At 66.4% G+C, this 15,032-nt stretch carries 16 protein-coding genes and 1 pseudogene; 7 read left to right on the plus strand and 10 right to left on the minus strand.

The window, feature by feature from the left end; genetic code table 11:
- Positions 1–38: 38 nt before the first annotated feature.
- The 3 genes from ACCQ10_RS18120 to ACCQ10_RS18130 form a co-directional block, all read right to left on the minus strand.
- Positions 39–371: a hypothetical protein gene (locus ACCQ10_RS18120; RefSeq protein WP_372361483.1), complete on the minus strand. Its 333-nt coding sequence runs from the start codon at positions 369–371 to the stop codon at positions 39–41.
- A gap of 35 nt (positions 372–406) precedes the next feature.
- The gene (locus tag ACCQ10_RS18125) at positions 407–637 is read right to left on the minus strand and encodes a DUF1653 domain-containing protein (RefSeq protein ID WP_372363170.1); all 231 of its coding nucleotides are present in this window, start codon (positions 635–637) and stop codon (positions 407–409) included.
- Positions 638–894: 257 nt separating this feature from the next.
- Positions 895–1,065, minus strand: a complete 171-nt coding sequence (locus tag ACCQ10_RS18130; RefSeq protein ID WP_068838522.1) for a hypothetical protein — start codon at positions 1,063–1,065, stop codon at positions 895–897.
- A gap of 322 nt (positions 1,066–1,387) precedes the next feature.
- Between ACCQ10_RS18130 and ACCQ10_RS18135 the strand changes: the two genes are divergently transcribed.
- A complete protein-coding gene (locus tag ACCQ10_RS18135) occupies positions 1,388–1,603 on the plus strand; it encodes a hypothetical protein (protein WP_372361484.1) in 216 nt (71 codons plus the stop codon).
- Between the two features lie 56 nt (positions 1,604–1,659).
- Here the strand turns inward: ACCQ10_RS18135 and map are convergent, their stop codons facing one another.
- The 5 genes from map to ACCQ10_RS18160 all read right to left on the minus strand — a co-directional run bounded on the left by map (position 1,660) and on the right by ACCQ10_RS18160 (position 6,150).
- Positions 1,660–2,436 carry a type I methionyl aminopeptidase gene (gene map / locus ACCQ10_RS18140; protein ID WP_372361485.1) on the minus strand — a complete coding sequence of 259 codons (777 nt, stop codon included), beginning with the start codon at positions 2,434–2,436 and terminating at the stop codon, positions 1,660–1,662.
- Entirely contained in the window at positions 2,433–2,660 is a 228-nt protein-coding gene (locus tag ACCQ10_RS18145; RefSeq protein WP_372363171.1) for a ParD-like family protein, read from the minus strand. Before ACCQ10_RS18145 ends, map begins: the two co-directional genes overlap by 4 nt.
- A gap of 189 nt (positions 2,661–2,849) precedes the next feature.
- Positions 2,850–3,926 carry a chemotaxis protein CheB gene (locus ACCQ10_RS18150; RefSeq protein ID WP_372361486.1) on the minus strand — a complete coding sequence of 359 codons (1,077 nt, stop codon included), beginning with the start codon at positions 3,924–3,926 and terminating at the stop codon, positions 2,850–2,852.
- 416 nt (positions 3,927–4,342) lie between these two features.
- Positions 4,343–4,876: a hypothetical protein gene (locus ACCQ10_RS18155; protein ID WP_372361487.1), complete on the minus strand. Its 534-nt coding sequence runs from the start codon at positions 4,874–4,876 to the stop codon at positions 4,343–4,345.
- A 350-nt stretch (positions 4,877–5,226) separates the two neighbouring features.
- Positions 5,227–6,150: a LysR family transcriptional regulator ArgP gene (locus ACCQ10_RS18160; protein ID WP_372361488.1), complete on the minus strand. Its 924-nt coding sequence runs from the start codon at positions 6,148–6,150 to the stop codon at positions 5,227–5,229.
- 104 nt (positions 6,151–6,254) lie between these two features.
- Between ACCQ10_RS18160 and ACCQ10_RS18165 the strand changes: the two genes are divergently transcribed.
- From ACCQ10_RS18165 to ACCQ10_RS18175, 3 genes are all read left to right on the plus strand, one after another.
- Positions 6,255–6,869, plus strand: a complete 615-nt coding sequence (locus ACCQ10_RS18165) for a LysE/ArgO family amino acid transporter (RefSeq protein ID WP_372361489.1) — start codon at positions 6,255–6,257, stop codon at positions 6,867–6,869.
- Between the two features lie 157 nt (positions 6,870–7,026).
- Positions 7,027–7,977: a sensor domain-containing diguanylate cyclase gene (locus ACCQ10_RS18170; RefSeq protein ID WP_372361490.1), complete on the plus strand. Its 951-nt coding sequence runs from the start codon at positions 7,027–7,029 to the stop codon at positions 7,975–7,977.
- A gap of 284 nt (positions 7,978–8,261) precedes the next feature.
- Complete coding sequence (locus ACCQ10_RS18175) at positions 8,262–8,435, plus strand: hypothetical protein (protein WP_166752305.1); 174 nt, start codon at positions 8,262–8,264, stop codon at positions 8,433–8,435.
- Positions 8,436–8,505: 70 nt separating this feature from the next.
- On the opposite strand, the pseudogene ACCQ10_RS18180 reads toward ACCQ10_RS18175, so the two are convergent.
- Positions 8,506–8,589, minus strand: a pseudogene (locus ACCQ10_RS18180) (BLUF domain-containing protein); the annotation flags it as partial.
- 223 nt (positions 8,590–8,812) lie between these two features.
- Between ACCQ10_RS18180 and ACCQ10_RS18185 the strand changes: the two are divergent.
- Positions 8,813–11,065, plus strand: a complete 2,253-nt coding sequence (locus ACCQ10_RS18185) for a methyl-accepting chemotaxis protein (RefSeq protein WP_372361491.1) — start codon at positions 8,813–8,815, stop codon at positions 11,063–11,065.
- Positions 11,066–11,603: 538 nt separating this feature from the next.
- Positions 11,604–12,155, plus strand: coding sequence for a CPBP family intramembrane glutamic endopeptidase (locus ACCQ10_RS18190; protein ID WP_372361492.1), 552 nt, complete (start codon positions 11,604–11,606; stop codon positions 12,153–12,155).
- A 197-nt stretch (positions 12,156–12,352) separates the two neighbouring features.
- Here ACCQ10_RS18190 and ACCQ10_RS18195 read toward each other — a convergent pair whose 3' ends face one another.
- Positions 12,353–14,146 carry a methyl-accepting chemotaxis protein gene (locus ACCQ10_RS18195; protein WP_372361493.1) on the minus strand — a complete coding sequence of 598 codons (1,794 nt, stop codon included), beginning with the start codon at positions 14,144–14,146 and terminating at the stop codon, positions 12,353–12,355.
- On the opposite strand from ACCQ10_RS18195, the gene ACCQ10_RS18200 reads away from it, so the two are divergent.
- Positions 14,145–14,993 carry a YoaK family protein gene (locus tag ACCQ10_RS18200; protein ID WP_372361494.1) on the plus strand — a complete coding sequence of 283 codons (849 nt, stop codon included), beginning with the start codon at positions 14,145–14,147 and terminating at the stop codon, positions 14,991–14,993. The genes ACCQ10_RS18195 and ACCQ10_RS18200 overlap by 2 nt on opposite strands.
- The last annotated feature ends 39 nt before the right edge of the window (positions 14,994–15,032 follow it).

Here is a 15,032-nt window from a genome sequence, read left to right on the forward strand (position 1 = left end):
CACGCCACTGCACCCAGCCCGGCACGCGCCGGGTTGGGTCATGCGCCATCGCGTGCGGCAAACCATGCGGCGTAGGGCGTGTTCCTGACCAGATGCCGATTGAGATCGTCGGCACCGTCGGTCCACCACACCGGGCCGCGTTCTCCCAGGGCCACCTTGGCGGCATCGACCCGGCGACGTGCCGCCGTCAGGGCGTGTGCATCGTCAGCGCGTTTGGCCGCCTTGACCGCGCGCCGCGCATCCATCAATTCCCTCACCAGCGCCGCACGGGCATCTTCGCCTAGATGCGGATTGGCCGTGCGCCAGAGCCGGCCACGCACGATGACATAGCGCCCGTCCGGCGTCAGCAGCGGCGCCTCGGTCGTGCTCATTGCGGTGTCCGGGACACGGCGGTCGGCATGCCTGCTCAGGCAACCGGTGCGAAGCGCGGGCGCATAGCGCCATCCACGTCCACCTGTTGCAGAAACATCGCATACGGCCTGACCCACAGGCCAACGTCGTTGTCCAACGGCCGGTACAGCACCAGCGGTTCCAGCGTCTCGCTGCTGCGCACCACGCCAAGCACCTCGTAGCGGCCGCCCTTGAAGTGGCGATATTCGCCCAGTGCAATGGTCGGTAGCGGTGGCAGTGTCTGCATGGTCGTCAGCGCAAGCGAGGGCTGTGGAGTGTAGGCCGGGTAGCGGCTGCTGACGAGCCGGCGGGCGCGCATGCGCCGATCGTCGTGTACCTGCAGCATGTTCGTTCCATTGGCCCAACGAAGTCATGACGGCCGTGGCACCGGCACACACGCCATCGGGCAGGCATTCACTGACCCCGCAGGCGTGCGCACCCGGACCGGGCACGCACGCGGCTCCGGATGCCGCGACGCGGCACCTGGAGCGGCGTCTACGGTACCTATTCGTCTTCGTCCGCGTCGACGTCGTCTTCGATGCCATCGTCGTCGTCGATCTCGCTGTCCTGGGCAGGGCCATCCTGCAGCAGGTCTTCGTTCTTGCCCGGCGCCTTGACGCCATTGGGCGGGGTGGGGTCGTCGATCCGTGTCGCGCCGCTGTCTTGGGTACGCATGCTGCTCTCCTGCGGCAGAAGGCCGCGCAGCCACCTTCCCCCCGCCGCCGTGATGTGGACGTGTGCCGTACGCATGCGCAGCGCGCAGGCACGCATGGCCGTCACAACGCAGCTGCTTGGTAAACCAGCGCCATCAGGCGATGCCCGCACATCCGGCCGGCGCACGCACCCGGCCGGTCACGACAGCCGCAGCCTCGCGCTACGCCACGCGTCGGCAGGCTGCACGCGTCTGCGGCTGAACTGCGTCATCGCGCCGCGGGCCCGCCCTGCATCCGCGCGCCAGCTGCCTGCGTAGAGAGGAACACCCATCGAGACACCCACCATGCCGAGCCTGCACCGTGATCTGGAAGACCTGCTCGCCGCCTGGAAGGCGGAAGCACGCACCTTTGATGCCTGCGACATGCCCGCCTCTGCCCTGGCCTTGCGCGACTGCCATCGCCGGCTCTCGGCATTGCTGGGCAGCCACAGCGCGCACCCGCCAACGGCCGACGTGGCCGTGGCTGCCCACACGCATCCAATCGCCACCACCACGCTCTAATCAGGCGCGGCGGGTGGCGCCGGCCGAGGCGACCTGCCCTGGCGCGGTTGGCAGTCTCACCCCACCGCGCACAGCGGTGTTTCGCCGGGCCGTAACGTCAGCACACGCACACCGGTGCGCGTGACCGCCACGGTATGTTCAAACTGCGCCGACAGCTTGCCGTCGCGCGTGTACACCGGCCACTGGTCCGGCTGCGAGCGGATCGCCGCGCGTCCCTGATTGATCATCGGCTCGATGGTGAACACCATGCCCTCCTGCAGGGGCAGGCCGGTGCCCGGGCGGCTGTCATGCAGGATCTGCGGCTCTTCGTGCATCTGCCGCCCGATGCCGTGCCCGCAGTAGTCCTTGACCACGCTGTAGCCATGTTCGCGCGCATGCCGGGCAATGGCATGCCCGATATCGCCCACGTGCGCGCCCGGCCGCACCGCGGCAATGCCCTTCCACATCGCCCGGTACGCTGTGTGCACCAGCCGCCTGGCGGCATAGGACACCTCGCCCACCAGATAGGTAGTGCTGGAGTCGGCGATAAATCCGTGCTTTTCCAGCGTGATATCCAGGTTGACGATCTGCCCGCTGCGCAACACGTCATCGGCCGATGGCACACCGTGGCAGACCACATCGTCGATCGACGCGTTGAGCACGTACTCGAAGCCGTATTGGCCCTTGCTGGCGGGCCGCGCACCCAGCTCCTGCACGATCATGCGCTCGACCAGGGCATTGAGTTCCAGCGTGCTGCGTCCTTCCAGCGGCACCTGGTCCAGCGCATGAAACACCTGCGCCAACAGCTGGCCGGCCGTGGCCATCGCTGCGACCTCTTCCGGCTGCTTGATCATGCCCGTCCAGGCTTCAGAACCTGCGGCTTCAACGCCTGCGGCCGCACCCCCGCCGCGCGCAACTCCTGCGCCACGATGTCCTGGAACGACATCGCCGGATGCATCTCGCACAGCATGCCGACCTTGATCCAGAAATTGGCCTGCGCATTGATCGACCGGCTGCTCACCGTACAGGCGCGGCGCAGTTGGTCATGCAGCTCGTCGTCGATATTGACGATGCCCATCGGTAAGCTCCTGGTCGCGAATATACGCAACGTATATGAAACATATATTCGCAGCAAGCAGCCGCTACCGAACGTCGCTTCGGCCGCGTGCCCTGGCATCAGACAGGACACTGCACAAACTCCGCATCGCCACACGCCACCTACTGCGCGTCACTCCGGTGGGCACAACCTAACTGGCTCGATGGACACTCATCGTCTCGAGGGGCGCTCATCATCGAGCGTGCCCATGACTTCTTTGTCGGCAACCGCCTCACGCTGGCGTGTCTGGTAGTTGTCCGCGGCCACTGCCGGCTTCAACGAACCCAGCAGCACGCCGCGCAACAGGTCCGCATAGCTGCGGTATTCGGCCGCGCGGTCGGCATACATCGCCGCCACCGAGGGTTGGCGCCGGCCATCCTTGCTGGCCAGCCGCGTCACCAGATCGACACGCTCCTCGATCACGCGCAACGCCACCCGCAAGGCCTCGTCCACCGCACCTTCCTTTTCCATTTCCAGCGCCTGCGCAGAATACGCATGCCCCACCTGGCACCTGAAACGCAGCCCGCCGTCACCTGCGATCTGGCTCAGCACGCCGCCACAGGCCGGGCAACTCAGCGTGGAGGGGGATGCGATCTGTGCGATCAATTCTCCTGTCGACGGCCTGCCGAGCGCGATATCCACCTCCAGCGTCAGCGCACCCAGATCGGCCTGGTTCGGCGACGGGCGCTGCTGCAGCAATTGCACGATGGCCTCTGCCAATCCCGCGCCGCGGGCGATGCGATCGGGCCTCAGCCGCTGCAGGGCGGCACGCGGCATTTCGTCGGCATCGGCGTCGGCCGGATCCTGCACGATCACCGCACCACCGCAGGCCTGGATCGCCTCCAGCCCGGCGGCGCCGTCGCCCAGCATGCCGGACAGCAACACCCCCACCACGCGCGGGCCAAACGCGAGCGCGGCCGACCGGAACAACGCATCGATGGCCGGACGCGACATGTTCTCGCGCGGCCCCACACCCAGGGCAAGGCGCTCACCGTTGAGCATCAAATGCCGATCCGGCACCGCAACATAGATGTGCCCTGGCAGCAGCACCTGCCCGTCTTCGGCAACGTGTACGGCGAACTGCGGTGCGGCGCGACGCACCATGCTGCCCATGCCATCGCCGCGCGCAGAGAGATGCATGACGATCAGGATCGACGCGGGCAGATCGTGCGGCAGCTCGCCCAGAAACGCGCGCAATGCCGCGCCACTGCCCGCAGAGCCCCCGATGACCACGATATCGCGTTGCATTGTAGACCTCACACACAACCTGAGGTCACCAACCTGCACGCGTGGCCGTGCATGGCTTGTTAGATGTACGGCCAGCGCAGATCAGCGCCTGTGCAACACCATGACCTGGCAGCGCGTTGCAGCACGCGCAGTGCATTGGCACACCGCGCGCATGCGTGGTTCACACGCATGACATCGCTTGATCTTCTGCGGCGCGACATCGCAAAGGAAGCGAGGGCCGCCCGATCCGGACAGGCAGCAGCCTGCGCAGGCGCAGTCCGCTGGCGAAGCGGTCACCCAGGATGGCCCGGACGTGCATGCGGATCGTTGGCACCGGTGCCGGCGCAGTCCTGCACGGCAGCACCAACGGCACAGCCGCTGCACGTTCCACCTTCAACCGGCAAGCCTGGCACGGCGGCGATCGCTCGGGGACCTGATCAGTCGCGCACGGCGCCGCCCTGGACCTGCGGTTGACGCCGGCGCGTCTTGCCAATCAGCCGCCGCAGCGCCGGCCACAACGCAAAATGAGCAATTGCAGAGACGCTGGCGATCGCGACAAAGACGATGCAGGGCAGCACCGCCCCAAACACGAAGGTCATGCCCAACACGAAGCCGAACAGATATTCGGCACGGTACGCGCGGACCACCACTGCGCACAGCAGCAGCGTCACCAGCACACCGAACGCGACCGATTCGTTGCCGAGCACGAAGGCGACCGATAGCGACCCGCCAGCTGCCCACGCGCCGACCGCGCCTGCCACCGCGTTGCGGAACACCGCACCATCGCCAGCGGCCCGGCGTGCCACCACGCTGACGGCAAGCCAGCCCACCAGCGGCAAGCTGAGCAGCCCCCACCAGTTGGAGATGGCAGGCAGGTCTGCGCGGTTCAGCAGGTGATGGCTACGCACGCCGCCGTGGCTGTGCTCCCACGCCAGTTGCGCGATGGCGACCAGCACACCCAGCAACGGCATGCCCCAACGCCACCAAGATCTGTCCCGCTGTGCCATCCGTGCTCTCCTGGTGGTGGTCATTGCGCGCCCTGCGTCGCCATGCGCTGACGCACGACCACTTTGCCGCAGCCGTCGGCGCGCCACGTGTGCTGGGCGGCACCATGACTTCTGGACGTGATCATCGGCGCAATCGTGCACGCAAGGTCACCACCACGCACCGGCAAACGCTGCAGTGCGACTGCACACCGGCACCGGCCTCAGAGGTAGGCATGTGGACGGAGAGGTATCCATGCACGACATCCATGTCGATGTCGGCAGTGTCGGTGCTGATGCGCAGAGCGTGCATGTGGGTATCGTCCGGAAGGATCGGCTCAACGGCGCACGGTGGAACTGCGTGCCTTTTTCGAATGCATCACCGTGGCGGCGGCGTCGCGGATGGCGCTGGTGATGTGCTGGAGCGTGCTGGACCTGACCGCCGAATACTGCCAGTACAGCGGCACATCGATATGACGCGTGGGCGAAATCAACACCACATCCCCGGCATCCACGGCGGGTAATGCCAGTGCATCCGGCGCAAGACACCAGCCCATCCCGCTGGCAGCGGCACGGACGAAGCCGGTGGACGTGGGCAGGTAATGAATCGGTGGCTGCAGCCTGGCGCGCGTCACATGGCGGATGAATCGTGCCTGCAGGTCGTCCTTGCGGTTGAAGGCCAGCAACGGCGCCCGCGCCAGCGACGCGGCCGACACGCCGTCAGCGAAGTGCCGGCCTGCGAATGCCGGCGAAGCGATCGCCACGTACCGCATCACGCCCAGCGCATGCACGTTGCAGCCCTGGATGGGGCGAGGCTCGGATGTCACCGCGCCGAGCACCGTGCCGTCGCGCAGCAGGCGCAGCGTGTGGTCCTGATCATCCACCCGCACATCCAGCAGATAGCCATGCGCGGCGTGCAGCCCCGCAATGGCCGGGATCACCCAGGTGACGAGCGAATCGCCATTGACCGCGATTGCAATGGACTGGGTGCCACGACGTTTCTCAGAGCGCGCAAACACGTCTTCGACTTCGGACTCCAGCGCCTGCAACGGGCGCACGCGGCGCAACAACTGCTCGCCCGCCGCAGTGGGGCGGCAAGGCGCGTCTCGCACGATCAAGATCTGGCCCAGCCGGTCTTCGAGCGCCTTGATCCGCTGCGAGACCGCCGACTGGGTAATGGACAGGTGGCGCGCCGCCGCTTCGAAACTGCCCTCATCCAGAACCGCCGAAAATGCCGCAAGCTGTGGATGCATGAGGATCATCGTGGCGCTCCATTAGAAACGCTAATGCTGTAGAAGAATGGATCGTTTGTCTAATGCGCGACCTGCGCCAATGCTGGCACCTGTCATTGAGATCGGTGCCCTACATGTCCATCACTGCCCTGTTGGCCGGCTTCCTCGCCAGCGCCGGCCTGATCATCGCGATCGGCGCCCAGAACGCCTTCGTCCTGCGACAGGGGTTGAAGCAGCAGTACGTCGCACGCGTGGTGGCCATCTGTGCCCTGGGCGACATCCTGCTGATCGTGCTTGGCGTTGCCGGCATCGGTGCATTGGTCCACCGCTATGGCGGGTTGCTGGAGGTGCTGCGGGTGGGCGGCGCCTGTTTCCTGGCGGGCTATGGCGTGCTCGCCGCCAGGCGTGCCTGGCGCGGATCGGGCGGCCTGTCCGCGGCACCCGAAGCGCAAGCCGGCCCGTATCGCGTGCTGCTGACCTGCGCGGCGTTTACGTTTTTGAATCCACACGTCTACCTGGACACGATGGTGCTGCTGGGCAGCATTTCCACCCGTTATGCCGGCCAGCACCGCTGGTTCTTCGCGCTGGGCGCCTGCCTGGCGAGCGTGACCTGGTTCACCGCACTCGGCTTCGGTGCGAGGTGGCTGAGGCCCGTCTTCAACGCCCCACGGGCCTGGCGCGTCCTCGATGCAGGGATCGCCGTGTTCATGATCGGCCTGAGCGTTGCCCTGCTCACTCGCCCGCTGTGAATGCGCAGGGCATGGTGCACACGACGACGACGCCAGCGATCGGGCGTTCGGGCACTCCCGCGCACTGACGCCTGCTCGGTTCATAAAGTCGAGGGTGCATCCACTATAGCTCCGATCGATCCTGCCGCTATGGGTTGAATCAATGGAGCAAGCCTGCATGGCCAACGAACTCACAACCCAGGTGCCCTTCGCTGGCCTGGACGACACTGCCGGGGAACTGCTGCAGCGCCTTGCGGAGCTGACACCGCTGAAAACCTGGGTGCTCGCAGAAATCAAGAACGACCATTGGATCATCCGGGCCTGCACGGACGCGTCCTTCGGCCTGGCGGTGGACCAGTTCTTGAGTTGGCCCGAATCGGTCTGCCGCAGCATGATGGTCATGGGCGGGCCGCAGTTCGCACCGGACCTGCAGAAGTTCGAGCACCTGGCGCAGTCGCCGGTGGCCAGCAGACTCGGCATTGCAAGTTACCTGGGCGTTCCCATCCGCATCCCCGGCAGGGTGGAGGGCATGTTGTGCGGCCTGGACGATCGCGTCGTGGAGGGAAAGGTGGAGCATCTCCTGCCTCTGGTGGAGACCTTCGGGCGCGTCCTGGCCGGCTCCTGGGCCCAGCACCTCGGGGCGTTACCGCAGCCCGCGGCAGATGCCGCGGCCGTGGACGACACACAGACGCTGGCCGGCCTCTACGACCTCGGCGCCTTCCGTGAGCTGCTTCAGGCAGCGGCGGATCACCGCCATCGCACCGAACAGGGCGGCGTCCTGTTGTTCGATCTGGATACCAGCAGCTCGGGAAACCCGCTCGGCGCCGAGCAGGACGTCATGGCGGCCATCGGCGTGCTGAAACAGGCCACCCGGCCGCAAGACAGTCTGGCGCGGCTGGCGCATGGGGAGTTCGCGCTGTTCCTGCCGGGCAGCAGCGAATCCGGCCTGCTGTCGGTGGCACGACGCATCCAGTCGTCGCTGCGCTCCAAGGGCCTGAGCGCCAAGTGGGGCGCAAGCTGGTTCAAGGAGATGGGGCAGCTCAACAACATCGACCACCTCATCAAGGTCGGGCCGCTGCTGCCATCCAGCCCGGTCGGCGATGCGCCAGCCGTGGCGCCGGTCAACTGACGCGCAACGTTTCAGCATGCGCCAGGCACTGCGATGTCGAGCGCCCAACGTGGATCGATAAGAGCCCCTGCAAGCGGGCTCACCCACGCCGACAGAACCTTCATCCCCTCCCTTCGATACTGCGGCCTTGTCGCGCTCGCTACCGGGCGCTCATCCGCTGACGCTGCTGCACCGTCAGCGGCGGCCGCTGTCTTCAAGAGGGCTTGCTTTTGGATACCCCAACTGTCCGGGACGTGGGCGAGTATCTGCTCACCGCCCACGTCTGCCCACTGCATGGAAAGTTCGTGCCGGAGCTTCTGGTGTCCCGGCCCGGCGGCATCACCCTGCGTCGCCATTGCCTGCCCGGTGCTGCGTTTGCGGACCGCGACACGGCCTATGACTATGCCCGGCAATCGATGGCCTTGTGCCAGGTGTCGAGTACGGGCCTGGTGACCCTGTCGAACGTCAGCCTGGCCTGACGCTCCGACAACGGCGGGCTGCGACCAAGCGCCGGGAGTGCGCCTGTCCACACGAGCGGCGTGGGCCCTGTACGCCAGCGATGGCGGCCAACGCATTGTGCGCGCTCGAAGAAATCAGCAGGCGACCCACCTCCCCCATCGATATGGGACGACGGGCCAGGATCATCCCCGGCCGCGATCGCGCAGCCGCTGTCGCTGTCGCTGTCGCTGATCAAGAGTTCCTGCCGACAGCCGCTAATCCGTGTAGCCACCGGTATCAGTGCCAACCGGTGAAGCCGAACGCTGATGAGCCTCGCACCGGAGCGGACGACGCCTTCGGATGGTCAGTTGGTGGTCGTTGTTCCGACACGCAGATCCACCACTCACCAAGGTCCACCATGCTCGCTACCATCAAGCGCAAGTTCCTGCTGGCATTGCTGGGGACATTGATCCCAAGCATCCTGCTCTGCCTCTTCCTGCTGCATAGCCTGCATGGTTCGAAGGACCGGGTGGGCACGCTCTACAACCGGGATTTCACCGGTTCGGCCCTGGCGAGCAGCATCGATGGCCAGCTGACCCGCGTCGACATCAACATCCTGCGCATGATCGCCATCGGCACGCCGGACACGATCGCCCAGTGGAAGCAGGAGAACGAGACGCGCTTCACCCAGGTGGAATCCAACATCGCGCAGCTCAAGCGTCTGCTGAGCAATGAAAGCGACCACACTGCGCAGCTGCAGAAGATCACCGCCAGCTACGCCTTGATGCACGATGGCATGCGGCGCCAGGTCGAGCTGATCGAAGCCGGCGACATTCCGGCCGGCGCAGAGGTCAATCGCACCCAGGTCAAGGACAACGCCAACGCCACCTTCGCCGGGCTCTCCACCTTGCGCGACGAGCTGGGCAGGTCCGCCAAGCTCCGTTACGAGCAGCAGCAGGAAGCCAACACGCGCGCAATGATCCTCTCGGCCATTGCGTTGGCCCTGATCGCGGTGGGTGGCATCAGCGCTGCGCTGGTGTTGGGAAACACGATCTCCCGTGCCATCCGGCGCGCGGTCGGCGAAGTCGAAAAACTCTCCAATGGCGTCCTCGACGCAGATGCCGGCCCCAAGGCGACCGGCAAGGACGAGACCGTGCAACTGGCCAATGCCGTTGACCGCATTCGTGACCGGCTGAAGGCCGTCATCGCAGCACAGGTGGAAATGGCACGTCAGCACGATGCCGGCCAGATCAGCTACCGCATGGATGAAAGCGCGTTCCCGGGCCAATACGGCCACATGGTGCGCGATGCCAATGCATTGGCAAACTCGCATGTGCAGGTCATGACGCGCCTGGCCCAGATCACCGGCCGCTATGCGGTCGGCGACCTGTCCGAAGACATGGACCGGCTGCCTGGCGAGAAGGCAGTGCTGACCGAGACCATGGATCAGGTCAAGCGCAACCTGACCGCCATCAATCACGAAATCAGCCACCTGGCCGCGGCAGCGGCGGCCGGCGACTTTGGCGTACGTGGCGACACCGCGCGCTTCCAGCACGACTTCCGCACCATGGTCGAGCGCCTGAATGCCCTGATGTCCACCGCAGACGGAAATCTGCAGTCGTTGTCGGCCCTGCTGAAGTCCATCGCCGCCGGCGATCTCACCGCGCGGATGACGGGTAGCTTCCAGGGCGTGTTTGCGCAGATGCGCGACGACGCCAACACCACCGCGGCGCAGCTTGCAGAGATCGTCGGGCGCATCCAGCAGTCGGCCGGCGCCATCAACTTGGCCGCAAGCGAGATCGCGGCGGGCAATCAGGATCTGTCGCAACGCACCGAGCAGCAGGCGGCCAATCTCGAAGAGACGGCCGCATCGATGGAAGAGCTGACCTCCACCGTGCGCCAGAACGCCGAGCACGCACGCCAGGCCAACCAGCTGGCGATCAGCGCCGCAGGGGTGGCATCGCAGGGCGGCGAGATCGTCAGCAAGGTGGTCGGCACCATGGCCGGTATCGAAGCCTCGTCGAAGAAGATCGCCGACATCATCAGCGTCATCGACGGCATCTCCTTCCAGACCAACATCCTGGCGTTGAATGCCGCCGTGGAAGCGGCGCGTGCCGGCGAACAAGGGCGCGGGTTCGCGGTGGTGGCGTCGGAAGTGCGCACCCTGGCCCAGCGTTCCACCGCTGCCGCCAAGGAGATCAAGACACTGATCGATGACTCCGTGCAGCGCGTGGCCGAGGGCTCGACGCTGGTGCACTCTGCCGGGGCGACCATGTCCGACATCGTTGCCGGCGTGCAGCGGGTGACCGACATCATGGGTGAAATCTCTGCCGCATCGCAGGAACAATCCAAGGGGATCGAGCAGGTCAACCTCACCGTCACCCAGATGGACGAAACCACCCAGCAGAACGCTGCGCTGGTGGAAGAAGCGACCGCGGCTGCCCGCGCGATGGAGGAGCAGTCCGTCCAGCTGACCGAGGCCGTTGCAGTGTTCAAGGTCGATGGCGGCGTGACCAGGCCAGCGCACGCACTGGCGGCGGTCGCACCGGCGCGCAAGGCCGGCAGCGGCAAGGCAAAAACGACCGCCCCCGTCACCTCCAACCGACACGCGACCAAACAGACGCACGTGGCGGTGGCTGCATCCGATGGCGGCAACTGGCAGGAGTTTTAGGGCCGGCGCGCATGCGTGGGCCGCAACCGGGCCGCGACCGGCGCGGCCCGACTCGATCACATGATGCTGCTGGCCATCGGACCAGTGCAGCCAAGCGCGGGGCCGGTGTGCTTGCGGCTGCTCATCGCTGCAGGGCTCCGGACAACCAGGTAGTGACAATCGGTTTTTCGCATCGTCCGGCGCATCTCCAGGCGCCTGATCTGCAAGCGCCGCTCTGGTCAGACAGCGGCCGTGCAACGTCCAGCCGCGATGACAGCGTCTGGATGCACTGCAATCACCGCTCGACGCACCGCGCGAAGCAAGCCCGCTGACGGGGCGAACGGCACGACCATCACTTCTGGCATGCGACGCGCACAGCGTGTCGCCGCTAACGTCGATGACACCGTTCAACGTGTCATCAGGCATGCATCATCCAGATCCATCACGCCCCGCCGTACAACCGGGCCTTGCCGTGTTGCGACATCCTCTTTCGCGGCTTGTCATGGTCGCGGCCATCCTGTCCCTGGCGCACGTGCCTTGGCTACCGTTTCCCTGGCGGATGCCTCTGGTCGGTATCGCTGGTCTTGCGCTGGTCTGGGTCGAAACGCGCTCGGCGCGTGCGTGCGGACTGGCGCCAACCGCGTTTCGCGCCGTGCTGGGTTGGACACTATTGCTGCTGGCGTTGGTCATCGGACTGATCAATCCGGTGGTGCAGCCACTCATCGATACGTTGACCGCAACCCGGACCGACTACAGCGCCTACGGCGCGCTTCGCGGCAACATGGCGGCGGCCGTCCAGCTGGCCGGTGGCGCCTGGCTCAGTGCCGCAGTGGGCGAAGAACTGGTCTTTCGCGCGTTCCTGCTGCACCAGCTCGATCAGATGCTGGGCCGCCATCGCGGCGGGCGGCTGCTTGCGGCGCTGGCCGCAGGCGTGGTGTTTGGCCTGATGCACGCCGCGCAAGGCATCTCCGGCGTGCTGCTGACAGGAATCGTCGGCACGTTGCTGGGCGTTGTCTATCTGCGCTCCGGGCGCAACCTCTATGCGCTGGTAGTGGCGCATGGACTCATCGACACCTGGGGAATCGCCACCTTGTATCTGGGATGGTATTAACGCCATGCGTCGCAAACAGACGGGTGGCGACGCCAGGGCGGTGACCTGCGCGCTGGCGGCGTGAGAGCCATTGGATACGCCATGTACAACTACAAGGCTCGGCACGGCGGTGACCGAGCCTTGCCATGACGTGCCACGCAGATGACACCGGCGACGATGCGCGCAACCCACGCACATCGCCGCAATCGCTCACTCGATCAGCCCACCAGCGCCAGCGCCGGCTTGGCAGCGGTGCCGCGCCCACGGTCTGCCACGCTCTGCACCAGCAGCGAGGCCTGGTCTTCCAGCGCGCGTGCTGACGCAGCCATGGTGTCCACCAGCGACGCGTTCTGCTGGGTGGCGGTATCCATCTGGATGATGCTCTGGTTGATCTGCTCGATACCGGCGCTCTGCTCGGCGCTGGCATTGGCGATGTCGCCCATGATCTGGTTGACCCGGCTCACCGACGCGAGCAGCTCCTGCATGGTCTGGCCGGCCACCGCCACCTGCTCGGCGCCCTGCTTCACCTTTGCGCCGGAGTCGGCGATCAGGTCGCGGATCTCCTTGGCGGCATTGGTGCAGCGTTGCGCCAGGCTGCGCACTTCCGAGGCCACCACGGCAAACCCGCGGCCCTGCTCTCCCGCCCGTGCCGCTTCCACTGCTGCGTTGAGGGCGAGGATGTTGGTCTGGAAGGCGATGCCGTCGATGACGGTGATGATCTCGCCGATCTTGCGTGATGACGCCTCGATCTGTGTCATCGTGGCGACCACGCCATTGACCAGCTCACCGCCCTGCTGCGCCGTGCTGGCCGCGCCGCTGGCCAGCGTGTTGGCCTGGCGCGCGCCTTCGGCATTCTTGCGCACGATGCTGGTCATCTCCTCCATCGAGCTGGCCGTCTCTTCCAGTGCGGCGGCCTGCTGCTCGGTGCGGCGGGACAGGTTGTCGTTGCTCTGCACGATCTCGCCCGCGGCCTGACTCAGGGTCTGCGCCACTTCGCCCAGCTGGCGTCCGGACTGGATATCCATCAACGCGCCCACCGCACGCAGCGGCGTGCCGTCGGCCGCGCGCTTGGTCAGGCCACGCGCCCGGAACCAGCGGTACTGGCCATTCTTCAGCTGCAGGCGGTATTCGATATCGAAGCCGGTGCGGCCGCTACGGTCGTTCAGATGCGCCGCGAACGCATTGAGCGAGCGCGCCTTGTCTTCCGGATGCAGCCGCGAGGCCCAACTGTCGAGCACATTGGGAAACTCCTGCTCATTCTCGAACCCGAGCAGGTTACGGAACTGCGGCGACCACCAGAATTCGTTGCTGGGGTTGATCGGATCACCGGCGATCACGCTCATGTCCCACAAACCGTCGCTGAGCATCTGCGAGCCCAGCTCGAAGCGCGTCAGGGTGATATCCAGGAAGCGGTCGCGCTTGCGCCGCTCGGTGATGTCGGTAATGGAGCCGGCAACGCGTAACGGCGTGCCGTCTGCATCGCGCGCGGTCGTACCGAAGGCGCGGAACCACCGGTACTCGCCGGACTTCAGGCGGATGCGGTTTTCCACGTCGTAGGGCGTGCGGCCGCTGCGGTCGGTCAGGTGCGCCGCAAAGGCGTCCAGCGTGCGCTGCAGATCCTCCGGATGCAGGCGCTGCACCCAGCTGTCGAGCACATTGGGAAAGTCCTGCTCGGACGTGAAGCCAAGCAGCCGGCGCATCTGCGGCGACCACCACACCGGGTTGTCCGCATGCCCCGGGTCACCGGCCACGATGCCGATGTCCCACAGGCCATCGGTGGTGCCGTCGGCGACCAGGTCAAAGCGCCCCTGCAGATGCTGCAGTGCCCGTGTGGCGTCTTGCGCCATTGCCTGCGCCTGCGCGCGTTCGCGCTGCAGGGTGGCCACCTGTTCGGACAAGCGCCTGGCCACGCCCTCGGGCACCACCGACGGCCATTGCGGAGCGCCTGCCTGCTGCAGCGTGTCCAGTGCGCGGCCCCATTGCTCGGTGTTGGGTGTCTTGGCAAACCACATGGCGGTCTCTTCGATTGCTGGGGAAATTCCGCTAGCGGCAGCAGCCGCGTGGTTCTTGAGCGGGTGGAGCGCCACGAGTGGGCTGTCAGTCAGTCTGGTAGCAGGTGCCGCCCGCAGCGCCCACGCTGGCAAGATAGGCGCCTGGGTCAAACAGGAGCGGAACGTGGGACTGTATCTGCCGCGGCGCGTCTGGCTGGGGGCAACCGTGCTGGGATTCACCGCCGGCATCGTCAACGCTGCCGGCTATCTGGGATTCAAGCACCAGGCGCTGAGCCATCTGACCGGAACAGCGTCGCTTGGCGCGCTCGCCATGGGGGCTGGGCACTGGCGCCTGGCCGCGGAACTGGCCGCGATCGTCACCAGCTTCGTGGGCGGCGGGCTGCTGGTCGGGCTGGTCCTGCGCGGGCGCGCCCTCTCGTGGCGTTACGTCGGCCTGCTCTGCGTGCAGGCCGCCTTGCTGCTCGCCGCATGCGCGCTCCTCGGCAGTGGCCATGGCTGGGGTGGCTGCCTGGCGGCAGCGGCGTGCGGCCTGCAGAACGCGATGACCACCTTCTACAACGGCTCGGCGATCCGCACCACGCATCTCACCGGTTTTTTCACCGACCTGGGCTTGCTGCTGGGGCAAGGCCTGCGCGGCGATGCCCTGCCATGGCGCAGGTTGTCATTGGGCAGCCTGGTGCTGGCCGCATTCGTCGCAGGCGGCGTCTTTACCGCCACGGCCTTCGATTCCTTCGGCTTCCAGGTTCTCCTGGTTCCGGCAGCACTGGCGGCCAGCCTTGCCGCCGGCCTGGCGCTTCATCTCGCACGGCATGGCGGCGCAGAGCGCCCTGTGCCTGCATCCAAGTGAGCAACGTCGGCCTGCCCTGGCTGCCGGCCACCGGCAGAC

This window comes from Xanthomonas sp. NCPPB 1325 (genome assembly GCF_041477645.2).
Classification (GTDB): Bacteria; Pseudomonadota; Gammaproteobacteria; order Xanthomonadales; family Xanthomonadaceae; genus Xanthomonas; species Xanthomonas cannabis.

What these genes read in the sequence shown, in the direction of transcription:
- ACCQ10_RS18120 (WP_372361483.1), bottom strand. Translation starts at nt 371, where the DNA reads ATGAGCACGACCGAGGCGCCGCTGCTGACGCCGGACGGGCGCTATGTC.
- ACCQ10_RS18125 (WP_372363170.1), bottom strand. Translation starts at nt 637, where the DNA reads ATGCAGACACTGCCACCGCTACCGACCATTGCACTGGGCGAATATCGC.
- ACCQ10_RS18130 (WP_068838522.1), bottom strand. Translation starts at nt 1,065, where the DNA reads ATGCGTACCCAAGACAGCGGCGCGACACGGATCGACGACCCCACCCCG.
- ACCQ10_RS18135 (WP_372361484.1), top strand. Translation starts at nt 1,388, where the DNA reads ATGCCGAGCCTGCACCGTGATCTGGAAGACCTGCTCGCCGCCTGGAAG.
- map (WP_372361485.1), bottom strand. Translation starts at nt 2,436, where the DNA reads ATGATCAAGCAGCCGGAAGAGGTCGCAGCGATGGCCACGGCCGGCCAG.
- ACCQ10_RS18145 (WP_372363171.1), bottom strand. Translation starts at nt 2,660, where the DNA reads ATGGGCATCGTCAATATCGACGACGAGCTGCATGACCAACTGCGCCGC.
- ACCQ10_RS18150 (WP_372361486.1), bottom strand. Translation starts at nt 3,926, where the DNA reads ATGCAACGCGATATCGTGGTCATCGGGGGCTCTGCGGGCAGTGGCGCG.
- ACCQ10_RS18155 (WP_372361487.1), bottom strand. Translation starts at nt 4,876, where the DNA reads ATGCCGTTGCTGGGTGTGCTGGTCGCCATCGCGCAACTGGCGTGGGAG.
- ACCQ10_RS18160 (WP_372361488.1), bottom strand. Translation starts at nt 6,150, where the DNA reads ATGATCCTCATGCATCCACAGCTTGCGGCATTTTCGGCGGTTCTGGAT.
- ACCQ10_RS18165 (WP_372361489.1), top strand. Translation starts at nt 6,255, where the DNA reads ATGTCCATCACTGCCCTGTTGGCCGGCTTCCTCGCCAGCGCCGGCCTG.
- ACCQ10_RS18170 (WP_372361490.1), top strand. Translation starts at nt 7,027, where the DNA reads ATGGCCAACGAACTCACAACCCAGGTGCCCTTCGCTGGCCTGGACGAC.
- ACCQ10_RS18185 (WP_372361491.1), top strand. Translation starts at nt 8,813, where the DNA reads ATGCTCGCTACCATCAAGCGCAAGTTCCTGCTGGCATTGCTGGGGACA.
- ACCQ10_RS18190 (WP_372361492.1), top strand. Translation starts at nt 11,604, where the DNA reads ATGCCTCTGGTCGGTATCGCTGGTCTTGCGCTGGTCTGGGTCGAAACG.
- ACCQ10_RS18200 (WP_372361494.1), top strand. Translation starts at nt 14,145, where the DNA reads ATGGCGGTCTCTTCGATTGCTGGGGAAATTCCGCTAGCGGCAGCAGCC.
- ACCQ10_RS18195 (WP_372361493.1), bottom strand. Translation starts at nt 14,146, where the DNA reads ATGTGGTTTGCCAAGACACCCAACACCGAGCAATGGGGCCGCGCACTG.